The following is a 15,736-nucleotide window of genomic DNA, read 5'->3' as shown; positions in this document are numbered from 1 at the left end:
AGCCATCCAGCGAGTGAGCATCGTAGGGAGCGAAGCGACTGAGGAGCGGAGCGAGCCTGCGATGAGCGCTCGCGCGAAGAGCCATCCAAGATGGGGGATGGGGTAATCGGCAGCCCGCCGGCCTTTGGAGCCGTGCAGTCTCGGTTCGAGTCCGAGTCCCCCAGCAAGCCGGCCAGTGCCGGGTCCGAAACCGCCGAAAGGGGCCCTCCCGCCGTGGCTGATCGGCTGCCTGCCGTTCTCGTCCTCGCCGCCGGTGAGGGCACCCGGATGCGCTCCAAGGCCTTGCCCAAGGTGCTGCACGGGTTCGCCGGACGATCGCTGCTCGGTCACGTCGTGGCCGCCGCGTCCGGCCTCGACGCGGACAACACCGTCGTGGTCGTCGGACACCGGCGCGACGAGGTGACGGCCCACCTGACCGGGATCGCTCCGTCCGCCACGCCGGTCGTACAGGCCGAGCAGCACGGCACCGGGCACGCGGTGCGGCTGGCGCTCGAGGCGGTGCCGGCCGATGCGGGCGGCACGGTCGTCGTGCTGCCCGGCGACACCCCGCTGCTGACCGGCGCGACGCTGGCCGCCCTCGTGGCCGAGCACGAGTCCGCCGGCGCGGCGGCGACCCTGCTCACCAGCGTCGTCGACGACCCGACCGGGTACGGCCGGGTGATCCGCGGTGCCGACGGTGCCGTCGCCCGCGTCGTCGAGCACAAGGACGCCACCGACGACGAGCGGCAGGTCGCCGAGATCGCCACGAGCGTCTATGCCTTCGACCACGCGCTCCTGCGCGACGCGGTCGGCCGGCTGTCCACGGACAACGCGCAGGGCGAGGAGTACCTGCCCGACGTCATCGGCATCCTGGCCGGCGCCGGTCACCGGATCGCCGCCGTCATCGCGCCCGCCGCTGAGACGGCCGGCGTCAACGACCGGGTCCAGCTGGCCGCCGCGCACCGGCTGTACAACACGCGCCTGCTCGAGGCGCACATGCGGTCGGGCGTGACTGTCGTGGACCCGCTGACCACCTGGGTCGACGTAGACGTCCGGATCGAGCCCGACGTCACGCTCTGGCCGTCGGTCGAACTGTCGGACTGCCGCATCGGCGAGGGCGCCGAGATCGGCCCGCAGACCAGCTTGACCCGGACCGAGGTCGGCCCGCGCAGCCGGTTGACCCGCACCGTCGCGATCGAGGCCTGCGTCGGGGCCGACGTCACGACCGGCCCCTACGCGTATCTGCGGCCCGGCACCGTCCTCGCCGACGGCGTCCACGTCGGGACCTACGTCGAGCTCAAGAAGGCCGATGTCGGCGAAGGCACGAAGATCCCGCACCTGTCCTACGTCGGGGACGCGACGATCGGCGAGCACACGAACATCGGTGCAGCCACGGTCTTCGTCAATTACGACGGCGTCGAGAAGCACCACACCGTGATTGGGAACCATGTCCGCGGAGGTGCGGACAACATGTTCGTCGCGCCGGTCGAGGTCGGGGACGGGGCCTACACCGCGGCCGGCTCGATCATCACCCAGGACGTCCCCCCGGGCGCCATGGCCGTCGCCCGGGCGCCACAGCGCAACGTGCGAGGCTGGGTGGCACGGAAGAGACCGGGAACTGCCGCTGCGGAAGCTGCCGCCCGGGCCGCCGACGACAAGAAAGACTGAATGATGCCGAACCTCGAGATGGTCGGGCGCAAGAGTCTGGTGCTGCTGTCGGGCGGTGCGTATCCCGAGCTGGCCGACGAGATCGCCGCGCAGATCGGCGTGACGGTCACCCCGACAACGCGCCGGCAGTTCGCCAACGGCGAGCTGTTCATCCGGCCGAACGACTCGGTCCGCGGCACCGACGCGTTCGTCATCCAGTCGCACACCACGCCCATCAACGACTGGGTGATGGAGAGCCTGATCCTCGTCGACGCGCTGAAGCGGGCGTCGGCCAAGCGGATCACCGTCGTCGCACCCTTCTATCCGTACTCGCGCCAGGACAAGAAGCATCGCGGCCGCGAGCCGATCTCGGCCCGGCTGATCGCCGACCTGTTCAAGACCGCTGGTGCCGACCGGCTGATGGCCGTCGATCTGCACACCGCGCAGATCCAGGGGTTCTTCGACGGACCGGTCGACCACCTGTTCGCGCTGCCGCTGCTGGCCGAGTACGTCGGCGAGAAGTACGGCGGCGAGGACCTCGCGGTGGTCTCGCCCGACACCGGCCGGGTGCGGACGGCCGAACAGTGGGCCGATGCGCTCGGCGGCCGCGATCTCGCGTTCGTGCACAAGACCCGCAGCATCGACTCGGCCAACGAGGTCGTCGCGAACCGGGTCGTCGGTGAGGTCGCCGGCCGCTGCTGCCTGCTCATCGACGACATGATCGACACCGCCGGGTCGATCACCAAGGCCGCCGACCTGCTCTTCGCCGAGGGCGCGACCGACGTGGTCATCGCGGCCACGCACGGCATCTTCTCGGGCACGGCGACCGACCGGCTGAAGAACAGCCGGATCAGCGAGGTGATCGTCACCAACACGCTGCCCATCCAGCCCGAGCAGCAGTTCGACAAGCTGACCGTTCTGTCGATCGCCCCGCTGCTCGGCAAGGCGATCAGGGAAGTCTTCGAGGACGGCTCGGTGACGAGCCTGTTCGCCGGCCGAAGCTGACCCCCACCTTCTCGCAAGTTGTCCGTGCTTCCCCACGTCATGGCGTGGCCGCGCACGGACAACTTCGGAAAACGACGTCACCCCGGCTTGTGCTCGGCCAGGCGGGCGAACTCGCCCACCGTCAGGGTCTCGCCGCGGGCTTGCGGGCTGATGCCGGCGGCCCGCAGCGCCTGCTCGGCCGCCGCCGGCGACCCCGCCCACCCGGCCAGAGCCGCCCTGAGCGTCTTGCGCCGCTGGGCGAACGCCGCGTCCACCACGGCGAACACCTCGCGGCGGTCGGCCGTCGTCGTCGGCGGGTCGCGGCGGACCAATCGGACCAGCCCGGATTCCACGTTGGGCACCGGCCAGAACACGCTCGGCGGCACCGATCCGGCCCGCGTGGCCGCGGCGTACCAGGCCGCCTTGACGCTGGGCACGCCGTAGGTCCTCGACCCCGGCGGCGCGACGAGCCGCTCGGCGACCTCGGCCTGCACCATGACCAGCCCGCGCTGTAGCGACGGCAGCACCGACAGCAGGTGCAGCACCACGGGCACGGCGACGTTGTAGGGCAGGTTCGCCACCAGGGCGGACGGCGCCCCCGGCACCTCGGTCACCCGCAAGGCGTCCGCCCTCAACACGTCCAGCGCCGCCGCCGGCACTCGCGCCGCGACTGTGCCCGGCAGCGCACCGGACAGCACCGGATCGATTTCGACCGCGACGACGGGGTGTCCGGCCTCGAGCAGCCCCAACGTCAGGGACCCCAGCCCGGGGCCGACCTCGAGCACCGGCTCGCGGTCGGCCAGTGACGCGGTCCGGACGATGCGCCGGATCGTGTTCGGGTCGTGCAGGAAGTTCTGCCCGAGCGACTTGGTGGGACGGATCCCCAGCTGCGCCGCCAGGGCCCGGATCTCGGCCGGGCCGAGCAGCGCCGACGTCGGCCGGTCGGTCACGCGAGGCGATCGACGGCGAGCCGTGCGTACAGCGCGGCGCCCGATGCCAGCACGTCCTCGTCGAACATCGCCTGGGGCGAGTGGTTGAACGGTGCCGTCTCGGGGTCGCGGCCGGGCGCTGTGGCTCCGAGGAACGCCATCGCTCCGGGCACTTCGTCCAGCACGCGGCTGAAGTCCTCGGACCCGGTGTGCGGGTTCGGCAGCAGGATCGCGGCCGGCGCCCCGAACAATGCCGCCACCGTGTCGGACAGGAACGCCGCCTCGGCGGGATCGTTGCGGGTGACCGGGTAGAGCGTCTGCCACTCGACGTGGGCGCGCAGGCCATGGGCCTCGGCGATCCCGCGGCACAGCTTGACCGCGCGCTCGCTGATGGCCTTCTGGTGCTCGGGTGAGAACGAACGGACGGTCGCGTCGAAGGTGGCCCGCTCGGCGATGATGTTCTGCTGGCTGCCCGCATGGAAGCTGCCGACGGTGACGACCACCGGGTCGAAGACGTCGAACTGCCGGGTCACGAGAGTCTGCAGCGCGGTGACGATCTCGGCCGCGACCGCGATCGGATCCTGCGCGCGGTGCGGTGTCGACGCATGGCCGCCGGAGCCGATGACCTCGACGTGCAGGACGTCGGCCGCCGCCATCATCGGGCCGGGCCGGACCGCGACCGCCCCGCTCGGGAAGGTCGAGGACGCAACGTGCATGAAGAAAGCGGCCTCCGGTCGCGCCCCGGCCGCGTCCAGCACGCCAGCCTCGACCATGTGCCGCGCCCCGTCATAGCCCTCTTCGCCCGGCTGGAACATGAAGATGACGTCGCCGCCGAGCTCGTCGCGGTGCGCGCTGAGCAGGCGCGCCGCCCCCACCAGCATCGAGGTGTGCAGGTCGTGGCCGCAGGCGTGCATGGCCCCGTTCGTCGCGGCGAAGTCGAGGCCGGTCTCCTCGACTACCGGCAACGCGTCCATGTCGGCGCGCAGCAGCACGCTGCGCCCGCTCGACCGGCCGCCCCGCAGCACGCCGACGACCGACGACAGACCCGGGCTGCCGGGGGTCACCTCGAGCGGCAGGCCGTCGAGGGCGGCGAGGACCTTTTCCTGGGTCCGCGGCAGCTCGAGACCGATCTCCGGATCTGCGTGCAGCGCCCGCCGGAGTGCGACGAGGTCGTCCTGCTGGGCCCGCGCGTCATCGAGCAGCTCCATCGTCGGAGCCTATCCGGACTCAGTGGCGACGCCGCCGGTCGACGGTCAGTACCAGCCGTTGCCCTGCCACGACGACCAAGCGCCGCACGGGGTGCCGTAGCGCGAGGCGATGTAGCCCAGACCCCACTTGATCTGCGTCTCGGCGTTGTTCTGCCAGTCCGGCCCGGCCGAGCCCATCTTCGAGCCGGGCAGCGCCTGCGGGATCCCGTACGCGCCGCTGCCGTTGGCCGCGTGGACCCGCCAGCCGCTCTCGTGGTCCCACAGGGTCACCAGGCAGTCGTACTGCGCGCTGCCCCAGCCCCGGGCGGCCAGCAGTTGCCGGGCGATCGCTTTCGCCGTTCCCGGATCGGGCGCCGGCGCGTTGGGCACCGAGACGGTGGTCACCGTCGCGACCCGTTTCGTGCCCACCTTCACCACGCGCGGCGAGGGCTTGGCCACGACGACCGAGCGCAGGCGAGTCTGGCCGGCGAGCTTTCCGTCGATGTAGACGACCGCGTACGTGATGCGCGCTGTGCCCTTCTTGCCGGGGCTGACGACCTTGGTCGTGCCGACGCGCATCGTCGGGTCCTGGCGCCGCACAGTGGGGAAGGGAACGGCGACGGTCTTGGTCAGCGTCTTCTTGGCCACCCGCTGCAGGCGGATGGTCTCGCCGGCCTGCGGAAGCGAATCCGTGGGAACCGACACCCGGTCCGAGGGCCCGACCTGGATGTCGAGATCGGCCAGCACCGCTCCGACGGTCGCGTCGGTCGTGGTGACCTGTTCCCGGCGGCCGTCATGGACCACCGTGATGAGCCGCGGCGTGCGGATGGCGAGGTCGGTCGCACCGAGCGGCAGCCGGCGGGCGCGGGAGACCGACACGAAGTCACCAGCCGAGTAGCCGAGCTCGGTGAGCGCCTCGGCGACCGTCGGCGCCGTCGTCCACACGTCAGTGCGTTTGCCGTCGACGTCGAGGTGCAGCAACCGGCCACGCCGCAGGACGATGCGGGCGCCGTCCTTCACATGCGCGGACGCCGCCGGGGCGATCAGGTCGTGGCCGGTGATCCGGAAGCCCGCGGAGCGCACGACCTGCCCGACGTCCTGGGCGGTCGTGTGCACCGTCCGGGCGCGCCCGTCGACGACGAGGTTCACCGTCTTGTCGACGGAGTTCCAGACGACGGGGGCGGCGGTGAGGCCGGCGAGCACGGCACCGTAGAGGCCGTACTTGAAGCTGCGCAGCACTGAGCGGGGCTCCTCGGGGGCGGGGGGCACGAGTTTGCTGGTTGGTCACGGAACTGTAACGGATCGGTTCGCGACGTGGAGCACGCGGGCCCGAAGTTGGGCATTTAATGCCGTTCGGCCGCGACCGCCTCGAGAGACGGTCGCGGCCGAACGGATGCTGCAGGCCGGACTTACAGGTTGCGGCCGCACACGGGCCAGGGGCTCGAGCCCCGGGCGTTGTAGACCTTCGTGGCGATCGCGATCTGCTCCTCGCGGGTGGCGAGGTCGGCGCGGGACGCATAGGCGCCGCCGCCGTTCGACAGCCAGGTTCCGTAGTCGAACTGGAGCCCGCCGTAGAACCCGTTGCCGGTGTTGATGTGCCAGTTGCCGCCGGACTCGCAGGCCGCGACAGCGTCCCAGTTGAGCCCGCCGCCGGACGAGACGACCGGAGCGGCCGGGCGGCTCTTGGTCCCGACCCGCTCGACCTGGGTCCGCGGCGCGGTGATCACCTTGCGGGCGAGCACCGTGCGGCTGGACACCTTCCCGTCGACGTAGGTCGTCCGGTAGGTGACGTCAACCGACCCGCGCTGACCGGCGGTGACGACCTGGGTCGTGCCCTCGTACAGCGAGGAGTCGTTGTGCCGGACGACGGCGAAGGACACCGGCTCGCGCGAGGTGGCCGTCTTGATGACCACCCGCTCGAGGCGGATCGTCAGGCCCGGCTTGACCGCGGAGGCCGCCGCCGGGATGACCCGGTCGTGCAGGCCGGCCTTGAGGCCGACCTCGCGAAGAAGCGCGCCCACTGTCGGAGCGGTCGTGACGACACGCTGCGTCTTGTGGTCGTGCAGCACCGTGACGCTCTTCGGCGTGCGGAGCTCGATGCTCGTCGCCGACAGCGGCAGGCGCTTCGACCGTGAGACGGACACGAAGTCCGAGCTCTGGTAGCCGAGAGCGGCCAGCGCCTCGGCCACCGTCGGGGCGGTCGTCCACACGTCCTTGGGCTGACCGTCGACGATGAGATGAAGAAGGCGCCCCTGCTTCAGGACGACCTTCGATCCGCTGTGGATCTTGGAACTGAGGGACGGGGCCACGATGTCATGCGAGTTGACGGTGTAGCCGGCGCCCTTCAGGGCACCCGCGACGTCGTGGGCCGAGGTGTCGATCTTCTTGGTCTGACCGTCGACCACCAGGGTGATCGGCGTTCCGTTGGCGGCCGTTGCTAAGGCGGCTGTGCCACCCACGACTCCGGCCAGTACTGCACCGTAAAGGCCGTACTTGAGGCTGCGACGCACAGAGAACTCCTTACTAGTCGCACGCTTCGCGCACTGGTCTGGTTCGCAATGACGCTAACCAGCAGTTCTCCGCTCAACCAAACCGACGATGTCCGTTCTGCCGGAAACGTCGAGTTCACTGGGACGGCCCTCACACCGGTGGCACCTACCGCTTACAGGCGGATCGAGACCGCAACGGCGTCGACCGGTTCCGGACGTCGGATGGCTCTGTCGCAGGGAACCTGGGGGATGAAACCGATCGCCTCGACCCGCGCTCGACGGTTGGCACCCCGGGGGCTTCAAGATCGACCTAGAACACGTTCAGTGCCAATTCAAATTATTTTGTGAAGGCGGCCACGACCGGCGTGGCGAGGCGCCGAATCGGGAACCTAAGGACGGCTTTCAGGCCAGTTCGCGGGCGAAGACCCTACGTCCGTTCTGCGCGATGGCGGCGCACAATTCGTCCACATCGTGCCGGCCCGCGGCGGCCAGACCGACCACTGTGAGGGGCAGCAATCGCGGTGCGTTCGGCCGGCCGCGCAACGGATGCGGCGTCAGGAACGGGGCGTCGGTCTCGACCAACAGATGCTCGAGCGGAGTGGCGGCGGCCGCCTCGCGCAGGCCCGGCGCGTTCTTGAACGTGATCACCCCGGGGAAGGACAGGACGTATCCCGCGCGGACGCACTCCTTCGCCATGGCGGCGTCGCCGGAGAAGGCGTGGAAGACGACCTGGTCGGGCGCGCCCTCCTCGCGCAGGATGCGCAGCACGTCGTCGTGCGCGTCGCGGTCGTGGATCATCAGCGACTTCCCGACCCGCTTGGCCAGGTCGATGTGCCGGCGGAAGTGCACCTGCTGGTCGGCCGGCTCCGTGCGGTGCCAGTAGTAGTCGAGGCCCGTCTCGCCGACGGCCACGACCCGCGGGTCGGTCGCCAGCCGCTCGAGCTCGGCGTACCCCTCGTCCTCCAGGCCCGTCACCTCGGTCGGGTGGACGGCGACGGCGGCGTAGACGTCGGGATGGGCGTTGGCGGAGTCGACGCACCATCGCGATGAAGCGACGGTGTCGCCGACCGTGATCGCGGCCACCACGCCCTGCTCGCGTGCCTCGGCCATCGTCTGCTCGACGAAGCGGGAGGAGGCGACCAGACCGCCCCGCTGCGCCATGGCGTCGAGGTGGGTGTGCGCGTCGAACACCGGAACCGCCAGTCGGAGCCCCGACGGGTCGGTCATTCGCCGGTGAGGCGGGCGAGTTCCTCGTCCACGATGGAGGGATCGAGCTTGGTGAAGATCGGCGTAGGCGCTTCGAGCGGGCGGCCCACCTCGATCGGCGCCGACTCCCAGCGCGCGCCCGTGTCGTAGTCGCCGGTGAGGACGGAGTACGACGGGGAGCCGACCGCCGTCTCCTCATCCAGCTCGACGAGCTCGGGCATGCCGGCCCAGCGCTCGTCCCCCCGCAGCATGGCGTGCACCTTCGACGAGGAGGACGGCAGGAAGGGGGTCAGCAGCGTCTTGGCGTCGTCCACCACCTGCAGGGCGACGTGCAGCACCGACGCCATGCGCTCGGGGTCGCTGTTCTTCAGCTTCCACGGCTCCATGTCCGACAGATATTTGTTCGCCGAGGAGACCACGTTCATCGCCTCGCCGATGGCCTGCTTCTGCCGAGACCGCGCCAGCAGGTCCCCGATCGAGGCGAAGGACGTCCGCGAAGCGTCGAGCAGCGCCCGGTCGGCGTCTGTCAGCGCCCCGGCCGCCGGAACGGCCCCGAGGTTCTTCGCCGTCATCGAGATCGTGCGGTTCACCAGGTTGCCCCAGCCCGCGACGAGCTCGTCGTTGTTGCGGCGCAGGAACTCCGACCAGGTGAAGTCGGTGTCCTGGTTCTCCGGTCCGGCGACGGCGAGGTAGTAGCGCAGCGCGTCGGCGTCGTAGCGCGACAGCATGTCGCCCACGTAGATGACGACGCTGCGCGAGGACGAGAATTTCTTGCCCTCCATCGTCAGGAACTCACTCGACACCACCTCGTAGGGCCGGTTCAGCGCCCCGAGGCGTCCGGGCGTCCCGCCCTTGGCGCCGATTCCGGAATACCCGAACAGCATCGCCGGCCAGATCTCGGCGTGAAAGACGATGTTGTCCTTGCCCATGAAGTAGTAGGCCCGCGAGTCGGGGTCCTGCCACCAGTCGCGCCACGCCTCGGGGTTGCCCGTCATCTGCGCCCACTGGATCGAGGCGGACAGATAGCCCACGACGGCGTCGAACCACACGTAGATCGACTTCTCCGGGCGGTCGCGCCAGCCGTCCAGCGGCACCGGGATGCCCCACTCGAGATCGCGCGTGTAGGAGCGCGGCTTGAGGTCGTCGAGCAGGTTCAGACTGAACTTCTGCACGTTCGGCCGCCAGTGGTCCTGCTTCTTCAACCAGTCGGCCAGCACCTCGCTGAAGGCGCCCAGATCGAGCATCATCTGCTCGATCTCGACGAACTTCGGCGTCTCGCCGTTGATCTTGGACACCGGATTGATCAGGTCGATCGGGTCGAGCTGGTTGCCGCAGTTGTCGCACTGGTCGCCGCGCGCCGCCGGATACCCGCAGATCGGGCAGGTGCCCTCGATGTAGCGGTCGGGCAGCGTCCGGCCCGTCGACGGGCTGATCGCCCCGAGCTGGGTGTGGGGAAAAACGTAGCCGTTGGCGAGCAGGCCGAGGAAGAGCTCCTGCGCGACCGCGTAATGGTTCTTGGTCGTCGTGCGGGTGAACAAGTCGTAGGACAGGCCGAGATTCTGTAGATCCTTGGCGATCACCAGCGCGTTGCGGTCGGCGAGCTCGCGGGGAGTGACTCCCTCGCGGTCGGCCGCGACCTGGATGGGCGTCCCGTGCTCGTCGGTGCCGCTGACCATGAGCACCTTCTTGCCGGCCATCCGCTGGTAGCGGCTGAAGACGTCGGACGGGACGCCGAAGCCGGCGACGTGCCCGATGTGCCGCGGACCGTTCGCGTAGGGCCACGCGACGGCAGTCAGGATGTGCTCGCTGCTCACCTGTCCAGCGTAGTGACGCCGTACAGGCGGGTTCCGGCGGTCGACCGCCGCGATCCTCCGTCAGGGCGAGATGAGCAGCGGCTCGCGAAGGTCGAAGTACGAGACCTCACCCATCAACGCCATGCCCTCTTCGATCTCGGCCCGAATCTCCTCCGGGTAGTCGAGTTGCTCGCCGGTCCGCGCCTCGGCTTCGGACGCGAAGTAGAAGACGTTGACGTAGCGACCGTCGCCGGCATCCATCAACACTCCGCCGAGAACCTCCGGCCGCCCCGCGTGCAGCTCGTCCTCGTGACTGGTCATGATCTGGCGCATCCGCGCGAGGTCGTCGCTGCGTCCCTCCATGACCTGCACGAAGTGCGCGTCGTCGGAGCCCCCGCCCAGCACCGCCCGCGCGTCCTCGCACTCCATGAACGTGACGTCGCCGTCGAAGCTCTTCTCCATCTCGGCCCACCAGACGTCCTGCTCAGGCCGTCCGCTGTTGGCCATCGCGGCGTCACGCGAGTCGAACCGCGCCACTCCGATGAGCGTGCCGTCGGTCGCCACCCCGGTCGTGCTGCCGAGAAAGCCGGTGGCGCCCGGCATGAGCTCGTCGCGCCAGCGCTCGAGCGTGCGACGCGCAGCGGCCTCGTCAGCGACCTTGCCCTGAAACACCTGGATGAACATGCGCCCTCCCCGGTTCAGTTCGTGGTCCAAATGCTGCTCCGAGGTGAGTGGCGCGGCAATGGACGGCCGCCGATCAGGCGCGTTTTGCCATCACAACCGCGTCGAAGACCACCCGTTTCGGAACATTCCGGTGCCGGGCTACCGCCGCGATGGCGTCCTTGCGGGTCTCGCCCGCCCCCTCGCGGGCCGCGACCTCGGCCGCCAGGTCGGCCGAGTCCGGCGCCTCCGCCGCATCCGCACCGGCGACGACGAGCGTGATCTCGCCGCGCACGTCACCGGCCGACCACTCCGCCAGTTCTCCGAGCGGCCCACGCCGGATCTCTTCGTACGTCTTCGTCAGTTCCCGACAGACCGCCGCGCGTCGCTCGGCACCGAACACCGCGACGAGATCGGTGAGCATCGCCGCGAGGCGGTGCGGCGCTTCGAAGAAGACGAGGGTCCGCCGCTCGGCTGCGAGGGGCGCCAAGGCCGCGCGACGCTCGCCGCCCTTGCGCGGCAGGAAGCCCTCGAAGCAGAACCGATCGACCGGCAGCCCGGACACCGCCAACGCCGTGGTCACCGCCGACGGGCCGGGCAGCGAGGTCACCGACACGCCGGCCTCGATCGCGGCCACGACGAGCCGGTAACCCGGGTCGGACACCGACGGCATCCCGGCATCGGTCACGACGAGAACGTCGTCCCCGTCGAGCAGCGCCTCGACCAACTGCGGCACCCGGCTCGCCTCGTTGGCGTCGAAGAAAGAGATGACGCGACCGCTCGGCGTCACGTCGAGGTCGGCGCACAGCCGGCGCAGCCGACGGGTGTCCTCGGCGGCGATCACCGGCGCCGTCGCGAGCGCCTCGCGCAGCCGGGCCGAGGCATCATCCGGACGGCCCAACGGAGTCGCCGCCAGCAACACCCGCCCGGTCGCCGCGTCCACGCCAGAACCGTAGCCGCCGCCCCCTACTATCGACGCGTGACGGCGACGCTCGAGGCACCGGCTGACGCGTCGGCGTCCGACGACACCGCCTCGCTCGAACCACCGGCCGCCGCCCGTCCCGTACCGGCCGCGTTGGCGCCCTGGCACGACCCGCATCCGCGCCTGGGCTGGCTGGCCGTCCTGGTGATCACGGTGCTGGCCGGCTTCACCCGGTTCTGGGCCCTCGGCTTCCCGCCCGGGAAGAACACCTTCCCGAAGAGCGGGATGAACTTCGACGAGGTCTATTACGGCACCGAGGCGCAGGAGATCCTGCGGTACGGGTACGAGGACAACCGCGGCTACATGTTCATCGTGCACCCGCCGCTGGGCAAGTGGCTGATCGCCGGCAGTGAGTGGTTGCAGGGCGTCTTCACCGGCCAGCATTCGGCCAACGCTTATTTGACCAACTCGCTCGGCTGGCGCATCGCCCCCGCTGTCTTCGGCACCCTCGGCGTCATCATGATGACCCGCATCGTCCGCCGGCTGATGCGGTCGAACCTCTTCGGGTTCATCGCCGGCCTGCTGATGGCGACCGAGGGCATGTCGCTCGTTCTCGCCCGCACGGCGATCCTGGACATCTTCCTGCAGACGTCCGTCATCGCCGGCTTCGGTGCGCTCGTGATCGACCGCGACAAGATGCGGGCGCGCCTCGCCGGGCTGATCGCCGACGGGGCCGATCTCGCCGAAGGCGTGCCGTCGCTGGGCCCTCGACCCTGGCGGCTCGTCGGCGGCGTGATGCTCGGGCTGGCCTGCGCGGTCAAGTGGACCGGGTTGTCGTTCTTCGTCCTGTTGGCCCTGCTCTCGCTCATCTGGGACCGCGCCGCGCTGAAGTCGGCCGGCGTCCGGCGGCCGGGGCGGTCGTGGCGACGCCGGGCCGTCCTGCCGGCGCTCGGGTCGCTGCTCGTCGCACCGATCGCCACCTATCTGTTCTGCTACCTCGGCTGGTTCACGGGCGAGAACTCCTGGAACCGGCACTGGGCCGAAACGCACAGTGCGTCGGCACGGCTGAGCTTCAACCTCAAGCTGTTCACGCTCAAGGTGCCGATCAACTGGAGCTGGGTGCCGGATCCGATCCGCTCACTCGGGTCGTACACGTTGCAGGCCTACCGGTTCCACGAGGGCCTCGACAGCGGCCACGCCTACGCGTCGAGCCCGTGGAGCTGGTTCGTGCTCGGCCGGCCCGTCGACTTCTACTACGACGGGTCCAGCCACGCCTGCGGGGCCAGCACCTGCTCGCGCGAGATCCTGCTGATCGGCACGCCGCTGATGTGGTGGGCGTTCGCCCCGATGCTGCTCTGGCTCGCCTGGCACTGGGCGACGACCCGCGACTGGCGCGCCGGTGCGATCTGGGTCGCGTTCGCCGCCGGCTGGCTGGTCTGGTTCCAGGACCTCAAGCGCACGATGTTCCTGTTCTACATGGCGCCCCTCGTCCCGTTCCTGATCATCGGCCTCGTGCTCGCCCTAGGGACGATGTTGGGGCCGGCGATCGGCGACCGTCCAGCGGCGGAAACCGAGGCGGCCGCCGCCGACTACGAGGGCGCGGATCGTCGGCGCAACTGGGGCGTGGCCGGGGTGTCGGTCTATCTGGCCCTGGTCATCGCCGACTTCGCGTGGATGTGGCCCATCTTCACCGGGGGGCTCCTGACCTACACCGACTGGCACGCGCATATGTGGCTTCCCTCCTGGGTATGACGGCTGCGTAGCCGTTCCCGAACCCGAGGAGACCTTCATGAGTGTGTCGGCGAAGCTGCGCCGTGCTCCCCTGCGTGCTGTCACGGGCGCCTACATCCTCAACAGCGGGGTCGGGAAGTTCGGAGCGGACGACGACACGGCGAAGACCCTGCACGGATTCGCCTCCGGCACCTACCCCTTCCTGAGCAAGCTCCAGCCGAAGGTCTACGCCAAGGCCCTCGGCGTCGGTGAGATGGCAGTGGGCGGCGTGCTGCTGCTCCCGGTCTTCTCGCCGGTGGTGGCCGGCGCCGTGCTGGCCGGCTTCTCCGGCGCCCTGCTGAACGTCTACTGGAACACCCCCGGCATGCACGCCGAAGGCAACCCGCGACCCACCGTGGCCGGCAGCCCACTGGCCAAGGACGCCTGGATGTTCGGCATCGGGACCAGCCTGATCGTCGACGCCATGACCGAGCCGGGTCACGACAAGGTCGTCGAGCTCGAGGCCACCGTCTCGGAGAAGCGGGCCCAGAAGAGCCGCCGCGCGTCACGCAAGGCGGCCAAGGAGACGACGAAGGCCGCGGCCAAGGCGGCGGCGAAGAGCGCCCGCAAGAGCGCGGACAAGACCAAGAGCGACGACGCCGCCTACCTCAGGCACCTCCGCGAGACGGCGAGCGACCTGCAGGCCGAGGCGGCCAAGCGCGCGTCGAAGGCGGCCAAGAAGGCGCAGAAGCGTGCAGCCAAGGCCTCGGAGCAGGCGTCCAAGCGGCTCGCCGACGTGAAGTCCGACTACGTGGACGTCGCCGCCGAGAAGGCCAAGCAGGTCAAGCTCACCGCACAAGAGGCGGGCTCCAAGGCCCGCGAGCGAATCGCCGGCTGAGCGCGCACACACATCCGGCCCGGGAGTTCTCGCCCGGGCCGGACGTGTCTGCTTCAGCGCGTCAGCCGCCCTTGCCGTGCTCGGGCGCCACGTACTGTTTTGCGAGATCGCTCGCCTTCAGATCCTGGACGACCTTCAACCCGCCGGCCGCGGACTTGTCGGGCCGCGAAACCAGCGTTTCCCGGGTCGCCGGATCGCCTGGATGGCTGTAGTCGAGCGACGGGAGGATGCCGTTGGTGTCGATGCTCGTCGTCTGCCGGAACGCCTTCTGCACCCCGTCGCGCGTGAGGTCGCCGTTGTCGCAGGCCTTCTTCAGCACCGCGGTGTACGCCGCCGCCGCACCGTAGCCCCAGTCGACACCGCCGTTGGGGATCTCCTTCGGGTACTTCGCGCTGTAGGCGGTGCGAACCGCGGTCGCACCAGGGGTGGTTCCCGAGTACGGCTGCCAGGAGGCGGCGACGTAGAGCAAGCTCGTGAGCGCCGGACCGGCCGCAGTCGCGAGCAACTGCGGTGCGTACACCGGGTTGTTCCCGAGCAGAGGCACATTGAGCCCGGTCGAGGCGTCGACCGCAGCCGCCGACGCCGTCTGCGTCGGCGTCGCGGTCAGCATGATCGCCTTCACGCCCTGGTTCTTGAGCGCCGTCACCTGGCTGGTTAGGTCCGTGGCGGTTGCCGTGACCTTCTGACCCACGAGCTTGAGGCCGAGCTTCTTGGCCGCGAACTGACTGCCCAGGTACCCGTCGGCCCCGTACTCACCCTCGAGGTAGATGTGGCCGACCGTGTCGCCCTTCTTGATCTTCCCTTGGTCGACCAGGAACTGGATGCCGTTGATCAGCTCCACGTCGTAGGTCGTCCCGACGATCATGTTGTTCGGGTTGTCGAGGATGGTCGACGCCCACGACACCGGAACGGTGAACGCCTTGTCCGACTCGATGTTCTGCTTGAGCGCGGCATTGATCGGTGAGCCGAGCAGTTGTTCGAAGCCGAGCACGTTCGGCTGCATGTCCGCGTAGAGGCCCACAGCCTTCTGGACGTCGTACCCGTCGTCCTTGACGTTTAGTTTGATCTGCCGCTTGCACACTCCGCCCTTCTGGTTCAGCTGGGTGAAGTACAGCTGCGCGCCCTGGGTCACCGATTTGCCCAGAACGGCGAACACTCCAGACAGGTCGGTCAGCACACCGAGAGTGATGGTCGAGGCGGTGACACCGATGTCGGTCTTGACACTGTTCGCACTACCCGACTTGGCCCCGCTGTGCTTCTTCGACTTGGTACTGCAGGCCGACGCGAGGAGCATCGCTGCGATCGCAGCGCACGCGACAACGGTCCGCGTGG

13 protein-coding genes and 1 tRNA gene are annotated in these 15,736 nt (G+C 69.6%); 5 read left to right on the top strand and 9 right to left on the bottom strand.

Annotated elements, in window-relative coordinates; genetic code table 11:
• Positions 1-91 precede the first annotated feature (91 nt).
• The 3 genes from ABR571_RS02800 (at position 92) to ABR571_RS02790 (ending at position 2,631) form a co-directional block, all read left to right on the top strand.
• A tRNA-Gln gene (locus ABR571_RS02800) sits at positions 92-164 on the top strand.
• A 49-nt stretch (positions 165-213) separates the two neighbouring features.
• Positions 214-1,647, top strand: coding sequence for a bifunctional UDP-N-acetylglucosamine diphosphorylase/glucosamine-1-phosphate N-acetyltransferase GlmU (gene glmU, locus ABR571_RS02795; RefSeq protein ID WP_409451666.1), 1,434 nt, complete (start codon positions 214-216; stop codon positions 1,645-1,647).
• 3 nt (positions 1,648-1,650) lie between these two features.
• Entirely contained in the window at positions 1,651-2,631 is a 981-nt protein-coding gene (locus tag ABR571_RS02790) for a ribose-phosphate diphosphokinase (protein WP_409451684.1), read from the top strand.
• A 77-nt stretch (positions 2,632-2,708) separates the two neighbouring features.
• Here the strand turns inward: ABR571_RS02790 and rsmA are convergent, their stop codons facing one another.
• The 8 genes from rsmA to rsmI all read right to left on the bottom strand — a co-directional run bounded on the left by rsmA (position 2,709) and on the right by rsmI (position 11,817).
• Positions 2,709-3,560, bottom strand: a complete 852-nt coding sequence (gene rsmA / locus ABR571_RS02785; protein WP_409451665.1) for a 16S rRNA (adenine(1518)-N(6)/adenine(1519)-N(6))-dimethyltransferase RsmA — start codon at positions 3,558-3,560, stop codon at positions 2,709-2,711.
• On the bottom strand, positions 3,557-4,747 hold the full coding sequence (locus ABR571_RS02780; protein WP_409451664.1) for a M20 family metallopeptidase: 1,191 nt from the start codon (positions 4,745-4,747) through the stop codon (positions 3,557-3,559). The genes rsmA and ABR571_RS02780 overlap by 4 nt, the downstream gene beginning before the upstream one ends.
• Positions 4,748-4,792: 45 nt before the next feature.
• Positions 4,793-5,995, bottom strand: coding sequence for a ubiquitin-like domain-containing protein (locus tag ABR571_RS02775; protein WP_409451663.1), 1,203 nt, complete (start codon positions 5,993-5,995; stop codon positions 4,793-4,795).
• 140 nt (positions 5,996-6,135) lie between these two features.
• On the bottom strand, positions 6,136-7,236 hold the full coding sequence (locus tag ABR571_RS02770) for a ubiquitin-like domain-containing protein (protein WP_409451662.1): 1,101 nt from the start codon (positions 7,234-7,236) through the stop codon (positions 6,136-6,138).
• Between the two features lie 381 nt (positions 7,237-7,617).
• Positions 7,618-8,442, bottom strand: a complete 825-nt coding sequence (locus ABR571_RS02765) for a TatD family hydrolase (RefSeq protein ID WP_409451661.1) — start codon at positions 8,440-8,442, stop codon at positions 7,618-7,620.
• Entirely contained in the window at positions 8,439-10,235 is a 1,797-nt protein-coding gene (metG, locus tag ABR571_RS02760) for a methionine--tRNA ligase (RefSeq protein WP_409451660.1), read from the bottom strand. The genes ABR571_RS02765 and metG overlap by 4 nt, the downstream gene beginning before the upstream one ends.
• A 60-nt stretch (positions 10,236-10,295) precedes the next feature.
• Positions 10,296-10,898: a hypothetical protein gene (locus ABR571_RS02755; RefSeq protein ID WP_409451659.1), complete on the bottom strand. Its 603-nt coding sequence runs from the start codon at positions 10,896-10,898 to the stop codon at positions 10,296-10,298.
• Positions 10,899-10,971: 73 nt separating this feature from the next.
• Complete coding sequence (rsmI, locus tag ABR571_RS02750) at positions 10,972-11,817, bottom strand: 16S rRNA (cytidine(1402)-2'-O)-methyltransferase (RefSeq protein ID WP_409451658.1); 846 nt, start codon at positions 11,815-11,817, stop codon at positions 10,972-10,974.
• A gap of 36 nt (positions 11,818-11,853) precedes the next feature.
• Between rsmI and ABR571_RS02745 the strand changes: the two genes are divergently transcribed.
• Positions 11,854-13,548: a dolichyl-phosphate-mannose--protein mannosyltransferase gene (locus tag ABR571_RS02745; protein ID WP_409451657.1), complete on the top strand. Its 1,695-nt coding sequence runs from the start codon at positions 11,854-11,856 to the stop codon at positions 13,546-13,548.
• A 37-nt stretch (positions 13,549-13,585) separates the two neighbouring features.
• On the top strand, positions 13,586-14,404 hold the full coding sequence (locus tag ABR571_RS02740) for a hypothetical protein (protein ID WP_409451656.1): 819 nt from the start codon (positions 13,586-13,588) through the stop codon (positions 14,402-14,404).
• A 61-nt stretch (positions 14,405-14,465) separates the two neighbouring features.
• Here the strand turns inward: ABR571_RS02740 and ABR571_RS02735 are convergent, their stop codons facing one another.
• Positions 14,466-15,698 (bottom strand): ABC transporter substrate-binding protein, encoded by a 1,233-nt coding sequence (locus tag ABR571_RS02735; protein WP_409451655.1) that lies wholly within the window; start codon positions 15,696-15,698, stop codon positions 14,466-14,468.
• Positions 15,699-15,736: the final 38 nt, after the last annotated feature.

The sequence above is a fragment of the Jatrophihabitans sp. genome, from assembly GCF_046262535.1.
Taxonomy (GTDB): Bacteria; Actinomycetota; Actinomycetes; order Mycobacteriales; family Jatrophihabitantaceae; genus Jatrophihabitans.
This window is presented reverse-complemented; position numbering and strand designations above follow the sequence as displayed.